The sequence below is a fragment of the Pseudomonas sp. DF5 genome (assembly GCF_058148225.1).
Genome location: NZ_JBYVYM010000029.1, coordinates 22,816 through 42,170, shown reverse-complemented (window position 1 = coordinate 42,170; position 19,355 = coordinate 22,816). Strand labels below are relative to the sequence as shown.

19 protein-coding genes are annotated in these 19,355 nt (G+C 60.0%); 13 read left to right on the top strand and 6 right to left on the bottom strand.

Annotated features, from left to right (window positions below):
- Positions 1-120: 120 nt before the first annotated feature.
- The 13 genes from argH to AC30D7_RS23515 all read left to right on the top strand — a co-directional run bounded on the left by argH (position 121) and on the right by AC30D7_RS23515 (position 14,177).
- On the top strand, positions 121-1,548 hold the full coding sequence (argH, locus tag AC30D7_RS23575; protein ID WP_490135681.1) for an argininosuccinate lyase: 1,428 nt from the start codon (positions 121-123) through the stop codon (positions 1,546-1,548).
- Between the two features lie 137 nt (positions 1,549-1,685).
- Positions 1,686-2,564 (top strand): amino acid ABC transporter permease, encoded by an 879-nt coding sequence (locus AC30D7_RS23570; RefSeq protein ID WP_018929142.1) that lies wholly within the window; start codon positions 1,686-1,688, stop codon positions 2,562-2,564.
- A gap of 10 nt (positions 2,565-2,574) precedes the next feature.
- Positions 2,575-3,339, top strand: a complete 765-nt coding sequence (locus AC30D7_RS23565; protein ID WP_018929141.1) for an amino acid ABC transporter ATP-binding protein — start codon at positions 2,575-2,577, stop codon at positions 3,337-3,339.
- Positions 3,340-3,392: 53 nt separating this feature from the next.
- Positions 3,393-4,217, top strand: coding sequence for an ABC transporter substrate-binding protein (locus AC30D7_RS23560; RefSeq protein ID WP_490135680.1), 825 nt, complete (start codon positions 3,393-3,395; stop codon positions 4,215-4,217).
- A gap of 139 nt (positions 4,218-4,356) precedes the next feature.
- Positions 4,357-5,205: a polysaccharide deacetylase family protein gene (locus tag AC30D7_RS23555; protein WP_490135679.1), complete on the top strand. Its 849-nt coding sequence runs from the start codon at positions 4,357-4,359 to the stop codon at positions 5,203-5,205.
- Positions 5,198-6,085 (top strand): polysaccharide deacetylase family protein, encoded by an 888-nt coding sequence (locus AC30D7_RS23550; protein ID WP_490135678.1) that lies wholly within the window; start codon positions 5,198-5,200, stop codon positions 6,083-6,085. The genes AC30D7_RS23555 and AC30D7_RS23550 overlap by 8 nt, the downstream gene beginning before the upstream one ends.
- Positions 6,086-6,102: 17 nt before the next feature.
- Positions 6,103-7,461 carry an MmgE/PrpD family protein gene (locus AC30D7_RS23545; protein ID WP_490135722.1) on the top strand — a complete coding sequence of 453 codons (1,359 nt, stop codon included), beginning with the start codon at positions 6,103-6,105 and terminating at the stop codon, positions 7,459-7,461.
- Positions 7,462-7,632: 171 nt separating this feature from the next.
- Positions 7,633-8,811: an MFS transporter gene (locus AC30D7_RS23540; RefSeq protein WP_018929136.1), complete on the top strand. Its 1,179-nt coding sequence runs from the start codon at positions 7,633-7,635 to the stop codon at positions 8,809-8,811.
- 160 nt (positions 8,812-8,971) lie between these two features.
- A complete protein-coding gene (locus AC30D7_RS23535; protein ID WP_490135677.1) occupies positions 8,972-9,667 on the top strand; it encodes an HPP family protein in 696 nt (231 codons plus the stop codon).
- 364 nt (positions 9,668-10,031) lie between these two features.
- Positions 10,032-11,657 carry an acyl-CoA dehydrogenase family protein gene (locus AC30D7_RS23530; protein WP_490135676.1) on the top strand — a complete coding sequence of 542 codons (1,626 nt, stop codon included), beginning with the start codon at positions 10,032-10,034 and terminating at the stop codon, positions 11,655-11,657.
- Positions 11,658-11,659: 2 nt separating this feature from the next.
- Positions 11,660-12,892 carry a cytochrome P450 gene (locus AC30D7_RS23525; protein ID WP_490135675.1) on the top strand — a complete coding sequence of 411 codons (1,233 nt, stop codon included), beginning with the start codon at positions 11,660-11,662 and terminating at the stop codon, positions 12,890-12,892.
- The gene (locus AC30D7_RS23520) at positions 12,889-13,287 is read left to right on the top strand and encodes a RidA family protein (RefSeq protein ID WP_490135674.1); all 399 of its coding nucleotides are present in this window, start codon (positions 12,889-12,891) and stop codon (positions 13,285-13,287) included. Before AC30D7_RS23525 ends, AC30D7_RS23520 begins: the two co-directional genes overlap by 4 nt.
- Positions 13,284-14,177 carry an alpha/beta hydrolase gene (locus AC30D7_RS23515; RefSeq protein WP_490135673.1) on the top strand — a complete coding sequence of 298 codons (894 nt, stop codon included), beginning with the start codon at positions 13,284-13,286 and terminating at the stop codon, positions 14,175-14,177. The genes AC30D7_RS23520 and AC30D7_RS23515 overlap by 4 nt, the downstream gene beginning before the upstream one ends.
- A 58-nt stretch (positions 14,178-14,235) precedes the next feature.
- On the opposite strand, the gene astA is transcribed toward AC30D7_RS23515, so the two are convergent.
- The 6 genes from astA to AC30D7_RS23485 all read right to left on the bottom strand — a co-directional run bounded on the left by astA (position 14,236) and on the right by AC30D7_RS23485 (position 19,336).
- Positions 14,236-15,270, bottom strand: a complete 1,035-nt coding sequence (gene astA, locus AC30D7_RS23510) for an arginine N-succinyltransferase (RefSeq protein WP_490135672.1) — start codon at positions 15,268-15,270, stop codon at positions 14,236-14,238.
- Positions 15,267-16,223, bottom strand: coding sequence for a citrulline utilization hydrolase CtlX (ctlX, locus tag AC30D7_RS23505; RefSeq protein WP_490135671.1), 957 nt, complete (start codon positions 16,221-16,223; stop codon positions 15,267-15,269). The genes astA and ctlX overlap by 4 nt, the downstream gene beginning before the upstream one ends.
- A gap of 370 nt (positions 16,224-16,593) precedes the next feature.
- Positions 16,594-17,073 (bottom strand): Lrp/AsnC family transcriptional regulator, encoded by a 480-nt coding sequence (locus AC30D7_RS23500; protein ID WP_490135670.1) that lies wholly within the window; start codon positions 17,071-17,073, stop codon positions 16,594-16,596.
- 12 nt (positions 17,074-17,085) lie between these two features.
- Positions 17,086-17,847: an ABC transporter ATP-binding protein gene (locus AC30D7_RS23495; RefSeq protein ID WP_490135669.1), complete on the bottom strand. Its 762-nt coding sequence runs from the start codon at positions 17,845-17,847 to the stop codon at positions 17,086-17,088.
- Between the two features lie 56 nt (positions 17,848-17,903).
- Entirely contained in the window at positions 17,904-18,614 is a 711-nt protein-coding gene (locus AC30D7_RS23490; protein WP_490135668.1) for an ABC transporter permease, read from the bottom strand.
- Positions 18,611-19,336: an ABC transporter permease gene (locus AC30D7_RS23485; protein WP_490135667.1), complete on the bottom strand. Its 726-nt coding sequence runs from the start codon at positions 19,334-19,336 to the stop codon at positions 18,611-18,613. The genes AC30D7_RS23490 and AC30D7_RS23485 overlap by 4 nt, the downstream gene beginning before the upstream one ends.
- Positions 19,337-19,355 lie beyond the last annotated feature (19 nt).

The following is a 19,355-nucleotide window of genomic DNA, read 5'->3' as shown; positions in this document are numbered from 1 at the left end:
CTTTGACCTAACGCCCGGTTGAATTTTTTTCGACCTGTAGGAGCGAGGCTTGCCCGCGAAGCTCTTCGGCATCACACCAGATTAACTATTAACTTCCGAGCAACGACGAGGAAAACAACAATGTCTCAAACCACCGACCGTCTCTGGGGTGCCCGTTTCAAGAGCGGCCCGTCTGAAGCTCTGGCGGCGCTGTCCCGTTGCCCCGAGCGCTACTTTCGCCTTACACCATATGACCTCGCCGGTTCCAAGGCCCATGCCCGGGAGTTGCAGCGCTCCGGCCTTCTGAGCGAGCAGGAAACCCAGACCATGCTCGACGCGCTGCAGGGCATCGGTGATGACTTCCGTGCCGGCAGCATCGCGCCGACCCTGGACGACGAAGACGTGCACACCTTCATCGAGCGCCTGCTGACCGAACGCCTCGGCGCACTGGGCGGCAAGCTGCGCGCCGGCCGTTCGCGCAACGACCAGACCGCCAACGACCTGCGGCTGTTCCTGCGTGATCACGTCCGTACCTTGACCGTTGAAGTACTGGCCTTGCAGCAAGCGCTGGTGGAACAGGCCGAGCAACACGTCGAGAGCATCTGCCCGGGTTTCACTCACTTGCAACAAGCCCAGCCGATCGTGTTCGCTCACCACTTGCTGGCCCACGCCCAATCGATGCTGCGCGATGTGCAGCGCCTGGTGGACTGGGACGCGCGCACCTCGCTGTCGCCACTGGGTGCAGCGGCCATGGCCGGTTCCGCCATCGCTCGCCTGCCCCAGCAGTCAGCCAAGGAAATGGGCTACAGCGGCGTGTGCGAAAACTCCATCGACGCCGTGGCCAGCCGCGATCACGTCGCCGAATTCCTGTTTATCGCCAGCATGCTAGGGATCAACATTTCCCGCCTCGCCGAAGAATTCTGCCTGTGGTCGTCGCGGCAATTTCGCTGGGTCGCACTGGACGATGCCTACGCCACCGGCAGTTCGATCATGCCGCAGAAGAAAAACCCGGACATCGCCGAACTGGCCCGGGGAAAGGCTGGCCGCTTGATCGGCAACCTGACCGGCCTGCTGTCGACGCTCAAATCCCTGCCGCTGTCCTACAACCGTGACTTGAGCGAAGACAAGAACGGCGTGCTCGACAGCGTCGACACTCTGCTGCTGGTGCTGCCGGCCATGGCCGGGATGGTCGCGACCATGAAGGTCAATGTCGAAGAACTGCGCCGTCAGGCACCGCTGGGTTTCACCCTCGCCACCGAAGTCGCCGACTGGTTGGCGGTGCGCGGCGTGCCGTTCAAGGAAGCGCATGAAATCACCGGCGCATTGGTCCAGGCCTGTGAGAAACATGACATCGAACTGTGGGAAGCCTCGCCGGCGCTGCTGGCCGAGATCGATCCGCGCCTGACGCCTGAGGTGCGCGAGAGCCTGACCCTCGAAGCGGCTATTACCGCCCGCAGTGGCTGGGGTGGCACCGCACCGCAACAGGTGCGCGAACAGATCGGCCGACTGAAAACCGCCCTTGTCGCGCAGCAAGCGTGGACCGAGAACTATCAGGGCTTCCGTCTCTGAATTAGAGCGCAAAACCTGTAGGAGCGAAGCTTGCTCGCGAAAGCGGTGTGTCAGTCAAAACTGATTGCACTGACCCACCGCTTTCGCGAGCAAGCATCGCTCCTACAGGGATCAAGACCAGAACACGGAGAACCAACATGAGCCAGACACAGGCAGAACGACTCCAGGCGGAGCGCAAACTGGCGGAAAACCAGTTCGATATCACCCAGTACCAACACGTGCCACGGCGTTACTACGGGCGGATTTTCTTCGCCAGCGTCATCGTCATTGCGATTATTGGCCTGGTACGGGCCTTCGCCGAAGGCAAGATCGAATGGTCGTACATCGGCCAATTCCTCACGTCGCAAGCGATCATGTGGGGCTTGCTCAACACCATCGTCATGGCGGTGCTGGCGATGGCGCTGGGCATTGTCTTCGGGGTGATCACGGCAATCATGCGCATGTCGGCCAACCCGATCCTGCGCTATGTGGCGCTGACCTACACCTGGCTGTTCCGTGGCACGCCGCTGATCCTGCAGCTGTTGCTGTGGTTCAACCTGGCGCTGATCTTCCCCACCATCGGCATCCCCGGCCTGTTCGAAATGGACACCGTGAGCCTGATGACGCCCTTCGTAGCCGCCCTCCTCGGCCTGAGCATCAACCAGGGCGCCTATACCGCCGAAGTGGTGCGTGCCGGCCTGTTGTCGGTGGACACCGGCCAGTACGAAGCCGCCAAGTCGATCGGCATGCCGCGCTTGCAAGCGCTGCGCCGGATCATCCTGCCCCAGGCCATGCGGATCATCATTCCGCCGGTCGGTAACGAATTCATCGGCATGGTGAAAATGACCTCCCTGGCGAGCGTCATCCAGTACTCGGAACTGCTCTACAACGCGCAGAACATCTACTACGCCAACGCCCGCGTGATGGAGCTGCTGATCGTCGCCGGTATCTGGTACCTGGCCACCGTCACCGTCCTGTCCTTCGGTCAAAGCCGTCTGGAGCGTCGTTTCGCTCGCGGCGCCGGCAAGCGTTCTTGAGGAGCCCAATATGAGAAGCATCGTCAAGGCCGTGAGCCTGAACAAGTATTACGACCATTTCCACGCGCTCAAGGACATCAACATCGAAGTCGAGCAAGGCGAAGTGCTGTGCATCATCGGCCCGTCCGGCTCCGGCAAAAGCACCCTGCTGCGCTGCGTCAATCAGCTGGAAAAAATCGACAAGGGCGGCCTGTGGGTCGACGGCGAACTGGTGGGTTACCGGATCGTCGGCAACAAACTGCACGAGCTCAACGAGTCGCAGATCGCCCGTCAGCGCCTGGCCACCGGCATGGTGTTCCAGCGTTTCAACCTGTTCCCGCACATGACTGTGCTGCAAAACATCATCGAAGGGCCGTGCCAGGTACTCAAGCGTTCGCCCAAAGAGGCGCACGAAGAAGCCGTGGAACTGCTCGCTCGCGTCGGCCTGGCCGACAAGCGCAACAGCTACCCGATCGAATTGTCGGGTGGGCAGCAACAACGTGTCGCCATTGCCCGTGCATTGGCCATGCGCCCCAAGCTGATGCTGTTCGATGAACCCACTTCGGCACTCGACCCGGAACTGGTCGGAGAGGTGCTGTCGGTGATGCGCGATCTGGCGCAAACCGGCATGACCATGATCGTCGTCACCCATGAACTGGGCTTCGCTCGCGAGGTTTCCAACCGCATGGTGTTCATGGACGGCGGGCAGATCGTGGAGGCTGGAAGCCCCGAAGAAATACTAATAAGTCCGCAAAACCCACGCACCCAAAGCTTCATTTCTGCCGTTCGAACCTAAGGGCCGTGCTTGGAAAACAAGAGCCGCCTAACAACACTCATAAGAGAACGACCATGAAGAACCTAGTCATCCCAGCAGTACTTGCCAGCGTCCTGGCATCCGGTTTCGCCTTCGCTGCCGAGTTGCCGGCCAGCATCAAGGACAAGGGCGAGATCGTGGTAGCGATCATGCCGAACTATCCGCCGATGGATTTCAAGGACCCGGCCACCAACACCCTTACAGGCCTTGACTATGACCTGGGCAACGCCCTGGCCGAACGTCTGGGCGTGAAGATCAAATGGCAGGAAACCGGCTTCGAGCAAATGATCAACGCGCTCACGACCGATCGCGTAGACATGGTGCTCTCGGGCATGACCGACACCGCCGAGCGTCAGGCCAGCGTGACTTTTGTCGACTACTTCACCAGCGGTCCGCAGTTCTACACCTTGCAGAAAAACAAGGACACCAACGAGATCGTCGACTTGTGCGGCAAGAAAGTCGGCACCAGCCGCCGTACCACCTTCCCGGCGGAAATCGCCGCGTGGAGCAAGGAAAACTGCGAAGCCGCCGGCAAACCCGCGATCAACGTGATCGGCACCGAAGGCTCGGCCGACGCCCGTGCGCAACTGCGTCAGAGCCGTATCGACGCGGCCATGCAAGGCAGCGAAACCCTGCCGTACCTCAAGACCCAGGAAAAGGACATGTACAAAACCGTGGGCCTGCCGATCTCCAAGCAGTTCTCGGGCATGGGTGTGAGCAAGAAAAAAACTGAGCTGAGCGAAGCGGTGAAAGTCGCGTTGCAAAGCATGATCGATGACGGCAGCTACCAGGCGATCCTGAAGAAATGGGACCTGGAACTGGGCGCGATCAAGACCGTGACCATTAACGCCGGCAAGTAATGCTTGCCCTGTAGGAGCGAGGCTTGCCCGCGAAGAGGCCCTGCCAGTCAACTTTGACGTTGAATGACACACCGCTTTCGCGAGCAAGCTTCGCTCCTACAGGGTCTGTGTTTTATCTATGGATGAAGGGAGCGCCACGATGTCCTCCTCGCTGCAACCCACCTGGCCCGACCAGCACCAGGCCTGCCTCGCCCTGGCCTTCGACCTCGATGGCCCCACTGGCGATGCCATGCTCAACGGCTCGATCTGGCGCAAGCCCGAGTATTTCGGTTTCGGCGGTTACGGCCCCTATCGGGCGCTGCCGCGGATTCTCGATCTGCTGGATGAGTTCCGCATCCCGACCACGTTTTTCGTCCCGGCCTGGGTCGTGGAGAACTGGCCGAAACAGTGCCAGGCGATTGTCGAGCGCGGGCATGAAGTCGCCTATCACGGCTACAAACACGAATCTTTTTACGCCCTGACGCTGGAGCAGCAGAAGGACGTGATGCACAAATCCCGCGAGGTGTTCTGGAAGTACCTGAACATCCGCGCTGAAGGTTTCCGCACGCCATCGGGCGACTGGCGGGCCGAAACGCCGGCCATGCTGGTGGAAGCCGGCGTGACCTATTCCAGCAGCATGCGCGGCGATGATCGGCCCTACCTGGTCAAGGTGCCGGGCTTCGATACACCACTGGTGGAAATCCCCGGCCGCTGGGAAATGGACGACTACGCCTCCCTCGCCTACACCCGCGCACCGGACTTCCCTTGCGGGCTGGACCGAACCGCCAGCTACGAACTGACCCTCGATAACTGGTGCCGCGAGTTCGATGGCGCCATGGCTGAAGGGCTGTGCCTGACCACCCTGTTCCACCCCAAGATCACCGGCAAACCTGGGCGCATCCTGCTCCTGGAAAAGCTCTTCGAACACATGCGCCAACGCGATGACGTGTGGTTCGCCACCTGCCGCGATGTCGCCCACTGGTGGCTGAAGGAGCATCACCATGGCTGATTCCATTGTCTGGCCCAACGGCAATCGCTGCGCCGTGGTGCTGACCGTCGATTACAACGATATCCACGGCATCCTTACCCAGGCGCCGGAAGTCGCCGGGCGCGACAAGACCTTGTCGGTGTGGCGCTACGGCACCCAGCGCGGGGTCGAGCGTTTGCTTGGGTTGTTCGAAGAGCTGGGGGTTTCCAGCAGCTGGTTCGTGCCCGGCATCGTCGCCGAGGAAAACCCGCAACACCTCCGGGCGATCCAGGCCGGTGGGCACGAGATTGCCTGCGCCGGCTATCGCCATCAGCACTACGACAACCTGACCCTGGCCGAGCAAAGCGCCGAAATCGCCAAGGGCTGCGCGGCCTTGAACGCGTTGACCGGCCAGCGTCCGACAGGCTTTCGCATCCCGGCCGGCAATGGCGCACCGGGCTTCATCGAGGCGTTGCGCGAGCACGGTATCCGTTGGTCCTCGTCATGGCGCGGCGATGATTTACCCTTCGCCCACCCGACGGCTCCCGAGGTGATCGAGTTGCCGTTGCACTACGAACTGGAGGACGAACCCTACTTCGCCTTCAATCTCAGCCCGGCGGTGCCGCCGGCGCAATCGCGCATCGCCTCTTACAGCCACACGCTGGGGAACCTGCAAATGGACTTCGCCGGGTTCCACCGGTTCGGGCTGTGTTATGTGCTGCGGCTGCACCCGGAAATCATCGCCACGCCAGGGCGGATTGGCGTGTTGCGTGAATTGCTGCAAAGCATCCGCCAGCATGACGATGTATGGATTGCCACCGGTGCCGAGGTTGCCCAATGGTGGGCAGAGTCGGCGGCGCCGGTGACCGAGGATCATCCGGCGGCTGTATACGAACGCCATTATCGGAACTATGGCGTATGAACGATCAGGATGGGGTTATGCGAATGGCCCGGTTGGCGCAGTTTTGCGTCGATACGCGCTTCGAAGATTTACCCGCCGCATTGGTGGAGCAAGCCAAGCGGCACATTCTCGACACCTTCGGCGCAGCCCTGGCCGGGGCTGGCAGCGATGTGGCGAAACAGGCGCGTCAGGTGTTCAAGGGTGAAGCCGGCAGCACGCTGGTCTGGGGCGCTGGTCAGCGAGTCGGCGCGGCGCAAGCCGCCATGCTCAACGGTATCGCCGCGCATGCCCTGGAGCTGGACGACACCGGCGGCTGCGACCATTCCGGCGCGGTGGTGCTGCCAGCGGTGATGGCGGCGTTGTCGATGTCAGAGTTATCGGTTTCTGAAGCGTCCGTGGACGGCCGTGAACTGATCACAGCAGTGGTGATCGGCTACGAAATCGGCCGTCGGGTGCTCGAAGCCTGCGGCAGTTACTCGGCCCATAACGGCGCCGGCTGGCACTCCACGGCGACGTGCGGAGTGTTTGGCGCGGCGGCGGCCAGTGCACGGATTCTGGGGCTGGATGCACAACAAACCTTGTCGGCACTGGGCATCGCCGGCAGTTTCAGCGGTGGTTTGTGGGCGTTTATTCATGACGGCTCGCAAAGCAAAAGACTCCACAGCGGACGCGCCGCCGAAGGTGGATTGCTGGCTGCGCGGTTTGCTCAACAAGGCATCACCGGGCCGACAAAACTGTTCGATGATGTCTGGGGCGGTTTCCTCAAGACCCTCGCGGCGGACACCGCCGTGCCCGAGGCGTTGGACGCTGAACTGGGCCGGGTCTGGAAACTCGCCCGCTGCTCGATCAAGCCTTATGCGGCCTGCCGAGGGACCCATTCGGCGATCGATGCATTGGGCCTGTTGCTCGGTCAATTGCAGATCAGCGTCGATCAGGTCGAGGATATTCAGGTGTCGCTGTGCGGATTCCTTCAGGACATGTGTGGCGCTCAGGACGTCAGCACGTTGCCAGCGGCGCAGATGAGCCTGCGTTATGCCCTAGCGGCCCGGTTGCTCCATGGGCATTGCCGATTGGAAGCCTACGACGATGAACAGCGCCGCCACCCGCGGATTGTGCACTGGATGTCGCGTATTCGCCTTGAAGTCGACCCGCAACTGTCCGAGGATGGCGAGCCTGTCGTCAGCGTGCGGACCGTGGACGGTCGGCAAGCAAGCCTGTGCGTTGAGGTGCCGTTGGGCGCGCCGGGCAATCCGCTGAGTGATGCGGCGCTGGAGGAGAAATTCTTCAGCCTGGCCGGGCGGGTGATGCCGCGCCAGCAGGCAAAAGAGCTGCTGGAGCAGTTGTGGCGGCTGGAAGAGCTGGAATCGGTTAGGGCGCTTGATCGGTGGCTGAGTTGAGTCTTGTGTTGCCTGGTCCGATCTCTTCGCGGGCAAGTCGGATCGCCGCCCGCTCGCTCCAGGTTTGGTGTCGACTCGCAAACCGTGTAGGAGCGAGGCTTGCCCGCGAATGGCAGCAACCCGGTATCACGCCAAGCACCACAGAATCTGAATAAGGACATTTGCCCCATCGTGGCCACTTACTCCCTCGTTATCCGCCGGCTGATGATCTGCTCGCTGACCATTGTCGTCAGCCGCGCCATCACCAGTCCGTTGCTCACGCTGTTCCTGAGCACCAAGCTCGGCCTCAACCAGCAAGACGTCGGCTTGTTGCTCGGCATTGCGGTGTTCATCGCCACCCTGCTCGCGCTCTATGGTGGTTACATCATTGATCGCCTGGAAAAACGGCGGCTGTTGATCCTGGCCATGCTCTCCAGCGCCATCGGCTTCGTGCTGCTGACCTTTGCCGAAAACCTCTACCTGACCACCGCGACCCTGGTGATCACCGAAACCGCCTCGGCGCTGTTTCTGATCGGGTCCAAGGCGATTCTCAGCGACAACCTGCCCATGGGCCAACGCGCCAAGGCTTTTTCGCTGCGCTACACCCTGACCAACATCGGCTACGCCACCGGCCCGATGCTCGGCGTGGTGATCGCCGGCGTGTACCCGATTGCCCCGTTCCTGATCGCCGGCGGCATCGCGTTCTTCAGCATTTTCCTGATGAGCGGGATTCCCAAAGACCCGGCCCAGGTACCCGCCATCGGTCAGCCGCAAAACTTTCTCAAGACCCTGGTCACCCTGAAAAACGACCGCACGCTGATCATGTTCACCTGCGGCTGCCTGCTCAGCACCGTGGTCCACGGGCGTTTTACCTTGTACCTGTCGCAATACCTGCTGGTGACCCATGATTCCAAACGCGCGCTGGAAACCATGGCTGCCCTGCTCGCCTGCAACGCCATCAGCGTGATCCTGCTGCAATACCAGATCGGCCGGTTTCTCAAACGCGAACAATTGCGTTACTGGATTGTCGGCGGCAGCAGCCTGTTCATCCTCGGCTTGATCGGTTTCAGCCTGGCCGACAGCCTGGTGAGCTGGTGCATCGCAATGTTCATTTTCACCCTCGGCGAAATGATCATTTACCCGGCCGAATTCCTCTTCGTCGACACCCTGGCCCCGGAAGAACTGCGCGGCAGTTACTACGGCGCGCAGAATCTTGCGGCCCTCGGCGGCGCACTGAGCCCGGTGATCTGCGGCTTCCTGCTGATGCACACGCCCGCGCCCACCATGTTCTATGCCCTGAGCGCGTTGACGGCGATGGGCGGTTTTCTCTGTTTCATGAGTGGTCGACGCGTCGCGATACTGCAAAAATAATGCATTGAAACTGCGTTAATATGAATTTGTCAGCATCAGCAATGATCGGCACACTGTGCGCCGTTCCTCCCCCAATAGTTGGAACCACTTCAAGGGCTTTCCGGGTATCCGGACAAGCCTTTTTTTTGCCCTGGTTTTTATCAAAGGATCGATGTTCGTCATGCTCGCTCGCTGGTTCCCCGCCGCCGTCAACACCCGCCCCTCCGAATGGAGCCGTGCCGCCATCGGCATGGCCATGGGGACGATGTTCAGCGTCTGGGTCTGCTCCCAGGTATTCGGCATCGAAGTCGCGCAGCACCTGATCGGACCGCTGGGTGCCTCGGCGGTGCTGCTGTTTGCGGTGTCTTCCGGCGCGCTGGCGCAACCCTGGTCGATACTCGGCGGTTACTTGAGCGCCGGGGTGGTCGCGCTGCTGGTCGCTCACGTGCTGGGCCGAACGCTTGGCAGCGCGTGCCTCGCCGCGGGCATGGCGCTGATTCTGATGTGCTGGCTGCGTTGCCTGCACCCACCGGCGGGGGCACTGGCACTGCTGTTGGTACTGGCCGACCCGGCGACCATCGCCCTGGACTGGAAAGCCCTCGGCCCGGTGATGCTCAGCGGCTCGACGATGCTGCTCAGCGCGTTGGCGTACAACAACCTGACGCGCATTCGTTACCCCAAGCGTCCCGCCGAACCGGCCCCCCTCATGCCCGCGCCCGACAGCCAGGCGATCACCGCCGAAGATCTGCGACGGGCACTCGCCGACATGGAGGCCTTCTACGATGTCACTCCTGAAGACCTCGAGCAGTTGATTCATGCCAGTGAGTTGCATGCGAAGCGGCGCAGTATCGGCGAGGTCTTGTCTCGTTGCACATAGCCCGACACGGCGACCAATGGTCGAGCCGTTAGCTTGCCAGCTGGGCATCTGCGGCTAGAGTCAAACGGGTACCGCACAGAGATGTCTGCCTTTCACTACGAATTCTGGCTCGCCGTAAAGTCCAGTAGCGATGACACAGGAAGTCTGGCTATGGAGAAACACTCACTGTTGGTGAGTGGCGACGCTGCCTTCGCGCTTTGACAGAACCGCACCTCCGCAGGAAAACAACGCGTAACTCTTCGCGAGCATCGCTGTTCGCGAATGCTCCGGGTACTCGCGCGATTCTGTTGTTCTCTGCTCCGCCGGCCCTCTGGCTCTGGTGGTTTCGAAACCGTTTTTTCGAAATCCGAGAGAGGGATATTTCATGAACGACCCAGTGCTGAAAATGCTGCTAGAACCCGAGTTCGACGCTCGGACCCGGCATCATCTGACTTTGCGCAACTACATGGATTTAACCATCTATCGCATGCGCCAAATCGTCGAGGCAGGCCTGATCTCCAACGATATATGGCTCGGTCAGGCCCGCCAGTCAGACTTCCGACAGATGTGTCATTACCTCGGCATCATCGGCGCCTTTGACTACGCGATGTACGCCGCGATCGTCGACCACATGATTGCCGGCAACGCGTTGTTCGCTCAGGGCAGTGCAGAGCAAGTTGCGCAATATCGGCCGGAAATCATTGAGATGAACAAGGTGTACGCCTTCTGCTGCACCGAGATCAGCAGCGGCTCCGATGTGCGCAATCTGCAAACCACCGTCACCCACGACCGGGTGAACCAGTGCCTGATCCTGCACACGCCCTCGCCGGCTGCCAGTAAATTCTGGATCGGCAATGCGCTGTACGCAGCACAGGTAGCCATGGTGCTGGCGCGCTTGACTGTCGATGGCAAGGATGAGGGATTGCATTGGTTCCGAGTACCGATCCGCGACCAGGAAAATGGTCCGCTGCGGACCGGCGTCAAGGTCATGGCCTGCGATCCGAAAGGCGGGATCCACGCCAATCAAGTGGCCGGCATTCGTTTCTGCGAAATGAAGCTGCCGCTGGAGGCAATGATGCATCGCCACGCCCGGTTCACCGATCAAGGGCAATTTACCAGCGACGTTGCCAAAGAAAGGCGTGCGACCTGTGCCATGGAAACGTTCATTCAGGAGCGCGTTTTTTTGCTGTCCGCGGCTCGTGGCGGCGCAGGGCTATGTGCTCATTTGGCGTACCGTTTTGCCTGTCATCGACTGGTCAAAACCGAAGCAGGCAGCGAACCACTGCTGGCCAAGTCGCTGATCCGGCAACGACTGTATGTCGAACAACTGAAGGCCCTCGCACTGAAATTGTTGGAACAGTCGATTCTGTCGCACTTCGAGGCGCTGTGGGGGCAGCCTGACAAGCGCAAAGAGCTGCATATCCTCGCGGCCATTGCCAAAAGCGTCGGCACCTGGATCGGGCTGGACGTCATGCGCATGTGCCGGGAGCTTTGCGGGTCTCAGGGTTTTCACCATCACAACCTGATCGTCACGTTAACCACAGATTGCGAAATCAGTATTACCTTCGCCGGTGACAACAGTGTCATGGCCTATCAAGTAGCGAAGGATGCCGTGACCCGTCCGCGGTTTGCCTCGCGGCCTGCCAGGAACATAGCTCAGGTTGTTGAAAAGACGATTGTCGAGCGATGCATCAAGCCAAGTGAAGTCTCCCATGCCCAAGCGCTGGCCCTGACTCACGCCCGGGCTCTCGACCTGATCATCGGTGAAGTGGAACGCAATCAGCTGATTTCGCCGGACATTCTTGATGACCTTATCAAACTGTCTGTATGGGGGCTGAACGAAGGTGGGCTGACAACCGACAGCGCCAAGTTGAACAGCCACGCCACTGAAGACCGGCTTGCGCAGTTGGCCACGTTGCTGGAACCGCCTGAGGAACTACTGCGCAGCGCACCAATCGACAAGCCGGACTACATCAAGCAATTCACCGCCGCCTTGTATGAGGAGCAATGAATATGGACAGTCAACCGCTGCTCGACTTTACCCATCGCGAGACTGTCCGCGATCCCTACCCCGCCTATGCCTGGCTGCGTGAGAATCAACCGGTGTATTGGTGCCCTCACTTCAACGCCTGGTTTTTGACCCGGTATAGCGACGTGTTCGCTGCGCAAGCAGACACCAAACGCTATTCCTCAAACCGCATGCAACAACTGGTCGATGCCCAAGTGCCGCGTGAAAAACGCGCGCAACTGGCAAGGTTCGTCAAACTCGCGTCCGAATGGATGTACTCACAGGATGATCAACCCCACAAGGACAGTCGCCATCTGCTGGGCAAAGCGTTCACCCCGCGCAACATTGACGCCTTGCGACAAATTATTCAGGAGATTACCGACAGAGAATTTTCCACACTCGAAACACAAACGGATTTGATGGACAAACTGTTCAACCGTGTTCCGGCACTTATCCTCGCCCATCTCTATGGCATCCCTCGCGAGGACGCGCTGAAGCTCAGGCGCTGGACAGATTGCATTCTGATTTTCCTGGTCGGCAGCCTCGATCCGGAATTTGGTCCTGAGCAAGCGCTGAAAGGCGTTGAAGAGATGTACGGCTATTTCGCTGAGGTCATCAAGCAGCGTCGAGAACAGCCCAACGACGATCTGGTCAGTCGGGTGCTTGAGGCCTGTGCTGACAACGATTCGAGTACAGATCAAGTGCTGGCACAGATCGTTTTCATCCTGGTGGCAGGCTACACCACCAGCGCAGATCAGCTGTGCATCGGTTTGCTGCACTTGCTTCAGCATCCCGGACAACTGAACAGCCTCAGGGAAGACCTGGACCTGATGAAACCGGCTATCGAAGAGATGCTGCGCTTCGATTCGGCTGGCTCATTCAGTCATCGGGTGCTCAAGGAAGACGTCACGATCGACGGTGTCACGATGAAGCAAGGCGATTTGGTTTACCTGATGCGCGCCTCCGCCAATCGAGATCCTGCAAGGTTTCCTGACCCCGACCACTTCGATATTCACCGCCAGCCCAACCATCACCTGGCGTTTGGTGTGGGTCCGCACTTTTGCATGGGCACAGCGCTATTCCGCCTGGAAGCCGAGATTGTTTTCACTTCGCTGTTCAAGCGTTTTCCCGATTTGAAACTGATTGAAGGCCGGCCGGCCATCTGGCGTACCAACAATCTGCAATTTCGTGGGCTGAAAACACTGCCCATCGATCTGGGCAAAGGAGTTGAGCAATGAAAATCCAACGTGTTTTTTCGCAAGCGCCGTGGGAGAAAATTGCCGGCTACTGCAGGGCAATACGGGTGGGTGAACGGATTTTGATGGGCGGCACCGTAGCGTTCGATAAAAAGGGCAAGCCCTTCAAACCGGGTAACGCGTATAAGCAGACTCGGCGTTGCCTGGAGATCATTGAAAACTCCATTAAACAGCTAGGCGTAGATCGGCGAAGTATTATCGGGATTCGCATCTACACCACCAGCATGGAGTTCTGGCCGGATATCGCCAGAGCGCACAAGAAGTTTTTCAAGGGGCACCCGCCGACGTTGATGTGCCTGGCGGTCAGCGAATTGATCAGTGAGGAATATGTGGTCGAACTCACTACCGAGGCAACGGCCTGCAAGGTCAAGCTATGACAGCCCTTCAGCAAGATTCAGGCCCCACCGTCGAAAATGCCAGAACTGCGCTGCGCGAGTTGATGGTCGTCCGCGTTCGCGATCTGTCGATCAATAGCCATGGGCGGCGGCTGCCTCTACGGCTCTATACCCCCGCCGGCCCCGGTCCCTTCCCCGTATTGATGTTTTTCCACGGCGGCGGCTGGGTCACCGGCGATCTGGACACCCACGACGGCTTTTGCCGGCATATGTGCGAGTGGGCGGGCTGCACCGTGGTGGCCGTGGACTACGCCCGGCCTCCGGAACATGTGTTCCCGGCCGCAGTGGAAGATTGCTGCGCGGCCACGGACTGGGTTGTCGAACAACGGGCGAGCCTGGAGCTGGACACTTCACGAATTGCGGTGGCCGGCGGCGGTTCAGGTGGCGGACTGGCGGCAGTCATTTGCCAATGGGCCAGCGAACAAGGTAAGCCGCAGATCATGTTCCAACTGCTGCTTTATCCCTTGCTCGACTGCCTGGCCCAAAACCCTTCCCACATGGATTTTGCTGAAGGGTATGGGCTGACCGCAGAAATGCTCGAGTGGTACATCGAACACTATGTGCCGTCAGGTACGTCCCGCGCCGATCCGAGGCTTTCCCCGCTACGCAGCAAAAAACTGCATGGTTTGCCATCGGCGTTGATCATCACCTCAGAGTTTGACGTATTGCGCGATGAAGGCCGAGCCTATGCAACTCGGCTCAAGGAGGCCGGTGTGCCGGTACAGCACAAAGAGTACCCGGGCATGCTCCATGGCTTTATAAATTACCCAGCGGCTTACGATGACGCTAAACAGGCGCTGCTTTTTTGCGCCCAGACGCTGCACGCGCAATTTCGCGGTGAAGTGCTGACCGGCTGCCTCTGCCCCTCATAGCAGTTGCCGAGCCTCGCAGGCTCGGGAACTTACAGATCGCATCTCGCCACAGGATTCACTAGGCCGCAGACTGCTGCCGCGCCGGCACCGCCAGGCTCACCGCGCGCACTGATGCATCGACACTCAAGCCCAACGTCTTCGCCGTCTGCGCATCGACAATCAAGGTGCCAGCGGCGACCCGCGCCGGGGCTGCAGTAATCCGGCATTCGGCAAACTGGCGGTTGTGAATCAGGTACGTCGCTGCGTGTTCTCCGGGGGTGCCGATGCTCAGTTGCAGCACCTGACTGTCGCGCACCGCACGAATGTCGCCTGTGGCGCATTCGATCAGCGGACCGCCATCAAAGATATCGATGTAGTCCCGATGCTCGAAGCCTTCAGCCTTGAGCATCCCCAGTGCCGGTTCGGTGTTGGGGTGGACGCGGCCGATGACCGCGCGTGCCGCTTCAGGCAACAGGCAGGTCGGCAGCGGAAACTTGGGCATCAGTTCGGCGATGAAGGTTTTGTTGCCAAGGCCCGTGAGGTAGTCGGCGTCGGCGAAATTCATTTTGAAAAAGTGCCGACCCAGACCTTCCCAGAACGGAGAGACGCCCTCTTCGTCCGAATAACCGCGCATCTCCGCGATCACCTTGTCACCGAAGTGCTGACGAAACTCCGCCAGAAACAGGAAGCGCGCCTTGGACAGCAAGCGGCCATTCAGGCCGTTGCGGTGATCGGCGTGCAAAAACAGTGAACACAATTCCGAGTGGCCGGTCATGTCGTTGCCAAGGAACAGCGTCGGCAGTTGCTGATTGATCCCGAGGTTTTTCGACGCGGCGACAAACAGGCCCAGTCGATAGTTGTACCAGGGCTCACGCAGGCCGACAGCGCCCGCCAATGCGCAAATACCGACCGCTTGCTGCTGGTCGTTCTCCAGCACAAACAGGTAGTCGGCATCCGCACGCTCGGCTTCGCCGGCGAAGGTTTTCGCCGCCCATTCCAGGCGATGACTCAAGCGCGCCGCATCGGCCGGCAAGGTGGTCAAACCGGTCCCGGCGCTATGGGCCAGGGCCAACAGTGCCGGCAAATCTGCCGGTGTTGCGGGACGGACGATCATCGCACTTGCTCCTGGGCAGCTTTCGGCTGACGTTCAGATTGACGTTTAGATAGAAAGACTTCGGCCAACATGCAGCGGGCGCTGCCGCCGCCGATGCGTTCGATGGTGTCGATGTTCACCGGCAGCGGCGTGACGTGGGTTTCGATCAAGCGGCGCTGATCGGCATCCAGCGATTTCCAGGCGGTGCGCGACATCACCAGCAAGGGTTCGCCCGCGGTGTTGTGGACTTCCAGCATGTTGCCGGCGAACGACTCCAGTTGCGCCCAGTCCAGGGCGATCACTTTTTTACCGCTGTCTTCCAGCCGTGAGCGCAGCGCCAGGCGTTCTGCCGGGTTAGTGACGGAGGTCAGGCATGCAACGGCCAGCCGAGTACCGACACTCATCATCACGTTGGTGTGATAAATCGGTACGCCCTGACGGTCCAGCGCATTGAAGGCGCACAGCTCATAGCCCAAATGGTCGACCAATTGATCCAGCGCCCGAGCGTGGGTGCGGGTGGAATAGCCGGCATAGCAAATCCGCTGCTCGCGATCCAGCACCATGCTGCCGGTGCCCTCGAGGAACACTTCCTGCTGTTCCAGGCTGGATAGATCCAGCATCTGCTCGACCCGGTATTCGTCCCGCAGCCAGTCGAGCACACCTTTGTCGCGCTCCAGACGGCGGTTGTGGCCCTGCATCGGGTACAGCACCAACGTGCCGTCGGGATGACTGCTCCACCAGTTGTTGGGGAAGATCGAATCGGGGGTATGCGGGGCATCGCGGTCGTTATGCACCAGGACTTCGACGCCGTGGCTGCGCAGCCCGGCGACGTAGCCATCGAACTCTTGCAAGGCCTTGAGCTGTACGTCCTCGGACACCTCGGCCGGGCGCTGGAAACGGTTGTTCGCCGCCGTGTCCTGATTGAACGAGAAACGTGTCGGGCGAATCATCAAAACGGTATTGGTGGTTTGCATGGGCACAGATTCAATGAGGGTTGAGAGGCACTCATTGTCTGTTTCGGCGGCGGAAAAACCCGGTTGTTAAGGGCCGGCGATGTGATGGAAATGGCTGAAAAACGGGGTTGGGTCAGCCGATTCGGCGAGGGCTTGAAAGCAAAAAATCGCAGCCTTCGGCGATGCCTACGGGGGGCGGTGTCATACCTGAAAATGGCGGTAAACACGGTCTCTGTAGCAGCTGCCGAGCCCGCGAGGCTGCGTTCGGCGGCGGAGCCGTCGTGAAGTCAGGCTATACGGTGTTTCAGGAGAACCGCGTATACCGGATTTACGACGGCTCCGCCGCCGAACGCAGCCTCGCGGGCTCGGCAGCTGCTACGGGGCTACGGGGTTATTCCATCGTGGTCTTGACCATCGCCAGTTCCGGATGGCTGACCAGCTTATCAATGTGCAATTCCGGGTCGTCGAACCAGACCTCCGTCAGCACCCGGTAATGCTCCATGTCCCGGCAACGCATGCGCAGGCTGTAGTCGAATGCACCACTGATCAAGCGGCATTCCAGTACCTGCGGACAATTCCGGACCTTGGCCTCAAACGCCTTTTGCGCCGCCCGCCCGCTCTGGTTTGACAACGCCACCAACACCAGCAGTGACAGTCCCGGTGTCAGTTTCTTTTCATCGAGAATCGCGCCGTAGCCACGGATAACCCCGAGCTGTTCGAGCTTGCGCACCCGTTCCAGGCACGGCCTGGGGGTCAGGTGAACGCGCTCGGACAGCTTTTGATAAGTGATGCGCCCTTCATGGCGCAGCACTTCGATGATGGCCTGATCAATACGATCAAGCACAATCGACATATCGCGGATATCCGCCATGTACGTCTTGCCTCACTTCAAACGACCCGATAGAAATTGCTGTAACCGTTCACTCTTTGGCTGGTCGAGGATGGTTGCATCACCTTGCTCCTCGACCCGGCCCTGATGCAAGAACAACACCTGGCTGGACACTTGCCGGGCAAAACCCATTTCGTGGGTCACCATCAACATGGTCCGGCCCTCTTCGGCCAGTGCCTGAATCACCTTCAACACCTCGCCTACCAGTTCCGGATCGAGGGCCGAGGTCGGCTCGTCGAACAACAGAATCTCTGGCTCCACGGCTAACGCCCGGGCAATCGCGACGCGCTGTTGCTGGCCGCCGGACAGAAACGCCGGGTATTGATCGGCCACTCGTTGCGGCAAACCGACCTTGTCCAGATACGCCCGCGCACTGTCTTCAGCGGCCTTGCGGCTGACACCCAGCACCCGACACGGCGCCAGTATGATGTTTTCCAGTACGGTCAGATGACTCCACAGATTGAAATGCTGGAACACCATCGCCAGGCGTGTGCGCAAGCGCTGCAACTGCGCCGGGTTGGCGACGCGCATGCCACCCGCACCCGGGCGGGTGATGATGTGCTCGCCGTCCAGCACGATGGCGCCTTCGTCCGCCCGCTCCAGAAAATTGATGCAGCGCAGCATGGTGCTTTTACCCGAGCCGCTGGCGCCGATCATGCTCACCACATCGCCGGCCCGCGCGTTCAACGAGACGCCCTTGAGCACTTCATTGTCACCAAAACGTTTGTACAGATTTTCAACCGTGAGTTTGTACATGCATAAGTCTCCTGCAGCAGCGCCGGCCTCGGCGCTGCTCTGGATGAAAAGAGGAATTAGTGCGCCGGCCCGAGGAAGCTCAACCAGCGCTTCTCCGCCAGACGGAACGCGCCAACCAGACCGAACGACAACGCGAGGTACAACAGGCCGGCAATACCGAAAGCCTGAAAGGTCATGAACGTCGCGGCATTGGCGTCCCGGGCGATTTTGAGAATGTCGGGAATGGTTGCGGTGAACGCCACCGATGTGGCGTGCAACATCAGGATCACTTCGTTGCTGTAATACGGCAGTGCCCGGCGCAAGGCCGACGGCAGGATCAGCCGCAGATACAGGCGCCAGCCGCTCAAGCCGTACGCATGGGCCGCCTCGATTTCGCCGTAAGGAATGCTGCGAATCGCTCCGGCGAAGATCTCTACGGTATAGGCGCAGGTGTTGAACGTGAACGCCAGCAACGTGCAATTCATCGCATCGCGAAAGAACGCTTCGAGCAGCGGTTGCGAGCGGACCACGGCGATGCCGTAAATCCCGCTGTAGCAAATCAGCAGCTGGATATACAGCGGCGTGCCGCGAAACACATAAGTGAACAGCTGAACCGGCCACCGCAGCAGGCCCCAGCGCGAGGTTCGAAGGATCGCCAGGGGCAGCGAGAGGAAGAACCCCATCACGATGCTCGCCACCAGCAGCCACAAGGTCATCGCCAATCCGGTGAGGCTATAGCCGTCGCTGAACAGAAAGGGTTTCCAGTATTCGGCAATCAACTCGATCATCGCGCCATCCCCCGCACGCCCTGGTTATAACGTCGCTCAAGCACGCGCAAAACGTAGTTCGACGCACTGGTAATCAACAGATACAGCGCGCCTGCCAGCAGCAGGAAATCGAGCATGTTGAAGGTGCTTTTACCGGCTTCCTGAGCCACCTTGACCAGGTCCGACAACCCGATGATCGACACCAGCGCCGTGGCCTTGAGCAGCACCAGCCAGTTGTTGCCCAGGCTCGGCAAGGCGAACCGCATCATCTGCGGGAACACCACGAAGCGAAAACGCTGCCAGCGGCTCAAGCCAAAGCACGCGGCGGCTTCCTGCTGGCCGCTTGGCACGCTGAGGATCGCCCCGCGAAAGGTCTCGGTGAAATACGCGCCGTAGATGAAGCCGAGGGTGACAATGCCGGCTACAAACGGATCGATCTCCATGTATGGCCAGCCCATAGCCTCGGTCAGGCTGCTCAGCCCACCTTGCAGGCTGTAGAAAATCAGCAACATCAGCACCAGGTCCGGCACGCCGCGAATCAGCGTTGTGTAGAAAGTCGCGGGCAGGTTCAACAGCTTCAGCGGCGACAGCTTGGCCGCCGCGCCGAGCAGCCCCAGCGCCATGCTCACCAGCAGTGACAGCGCCGACAGTTTTAGGGTGACCCAGGTGCCATGCAGCAACAATGGGCCATAGCCTTGCAGGGCCGAAAGATCGACCCCGATCAGATTCAGGAAGGAATTCACGCCAGTCACCTGTCTTGAG

Coding starts and splice junctions, on each gene's coding strand:
- AC30D7_RS23570 (WP_018929142.1), top strand. CDS start 1,686: ATGAGCCAGACACAGGCAGAACGACTCCAGGCGGAGCGCAAACTGGCG.
- AC30D7_RS23565 (WP_018929141.1), top strand. CDS start 2,575: ATGAGAAGCATCGTCAAGGCCGTGAGCCTGAACAAGTATTACGACCAT.
- AC30D7_RS23500 (WP_490135670.1), bottom strand. CDS start 17,073: ATGGCGGATATCCGCGATATGTCGATTGTGCTTGATCGTATTGATCAG.
- AC30D7_RS23535 (WP_490135677.1), top strand. CDS start 8,972: ATGCTCGCTCGCTGGTTCCCCGCCGCCGTCAACACCCGCCCCTCCGAA.
- ctlX (WP_490135671.1), bottom strand. CDS start 16,223: ATGCAAACCACCAATACCGTTTTGATGATTCGCCCGACACGTTTCTCG.
- AC30D7_RS23550 (WP_490135678.1), top strand. CDS start 5,198: ATGGCTGATTCCATTGTCTGGCCCAACGGCAATCGCTGCGCCGTGGTG.
- AC30D7_RS23545 (WP_490135722.1), top strand. CDS start 6,103: ATGCGAATGGCCCGGTTGGCGCAGTTTTGCGTCGATACGCGCTTCGAA.
- AC30D7_RS23520 (WP_490135674.1), top strand. CDS start 12,889: ATGAAAATCCAACGTGTTTTTTCGCAAGCGCCGTGGGAGAAAATTGCC.
- AC30D7_RS23515 (WP_490135673.1), top strand. CDS start 13,284: ATGACAGCCCTTCAGCAAGATTCAGGCCCCACCGTCGAAAATGCCAGA.
- AC30D7_RS23525 (WP_490135675.1), top strand. CDS start 11,660: ATGGACAGTCAACCGCTGCTCGACTTTACCCATCGCGAGACTGTCCGC.
- AC30D7_RS23490 (WP_490135668.1), bottom strand. CDS start 18,614: ATGATCGAGTTGATTGCCGAATACTGGAAACCCTTTCTGTTCAGCGAC.
- argH (WP_490135681.1), top strand. CDS start 121: ATGTCTCAAACCACCGACCGTCTCTGGGGTGCCCGTTTCAAGAGCGGC.
- AC30D7_RS23555 (WP_490135679.1), top strand. CDS start 4,357: ATGTCCTCCTCGCTGCAACCCACCTGGCCCGACCAGCACCAGGCCTGC.
- AC30D7_RS23530 (WP_490135676.1), top strand. CDS start 10,032: ATGAACGACCCAGTGCTGAAAATGCTGCTAGAACCCGAGTTCGACGCT.
- AC30D7_RS23495 (WP_490135669.1), bottom strand. CDS start 17,847: ATGTACAAACTCACGGTTGAAAATCTGTACAAACGTTTTGGTGACAAT.
- AC30D7_RS23560 (WP_490135680.1), top strand. CDS start 3,393: ATGAAGAACCTAGTCATCCCAGCAGTACTTGCCAGCGTCCTGGCATCC.
- astA (WP_490135672.1), bottom strand. CDS start 15,270: ATGATCGTCCGTCCCGCAACACCGGCAGATTTGCCGGCACTGTTGGCC.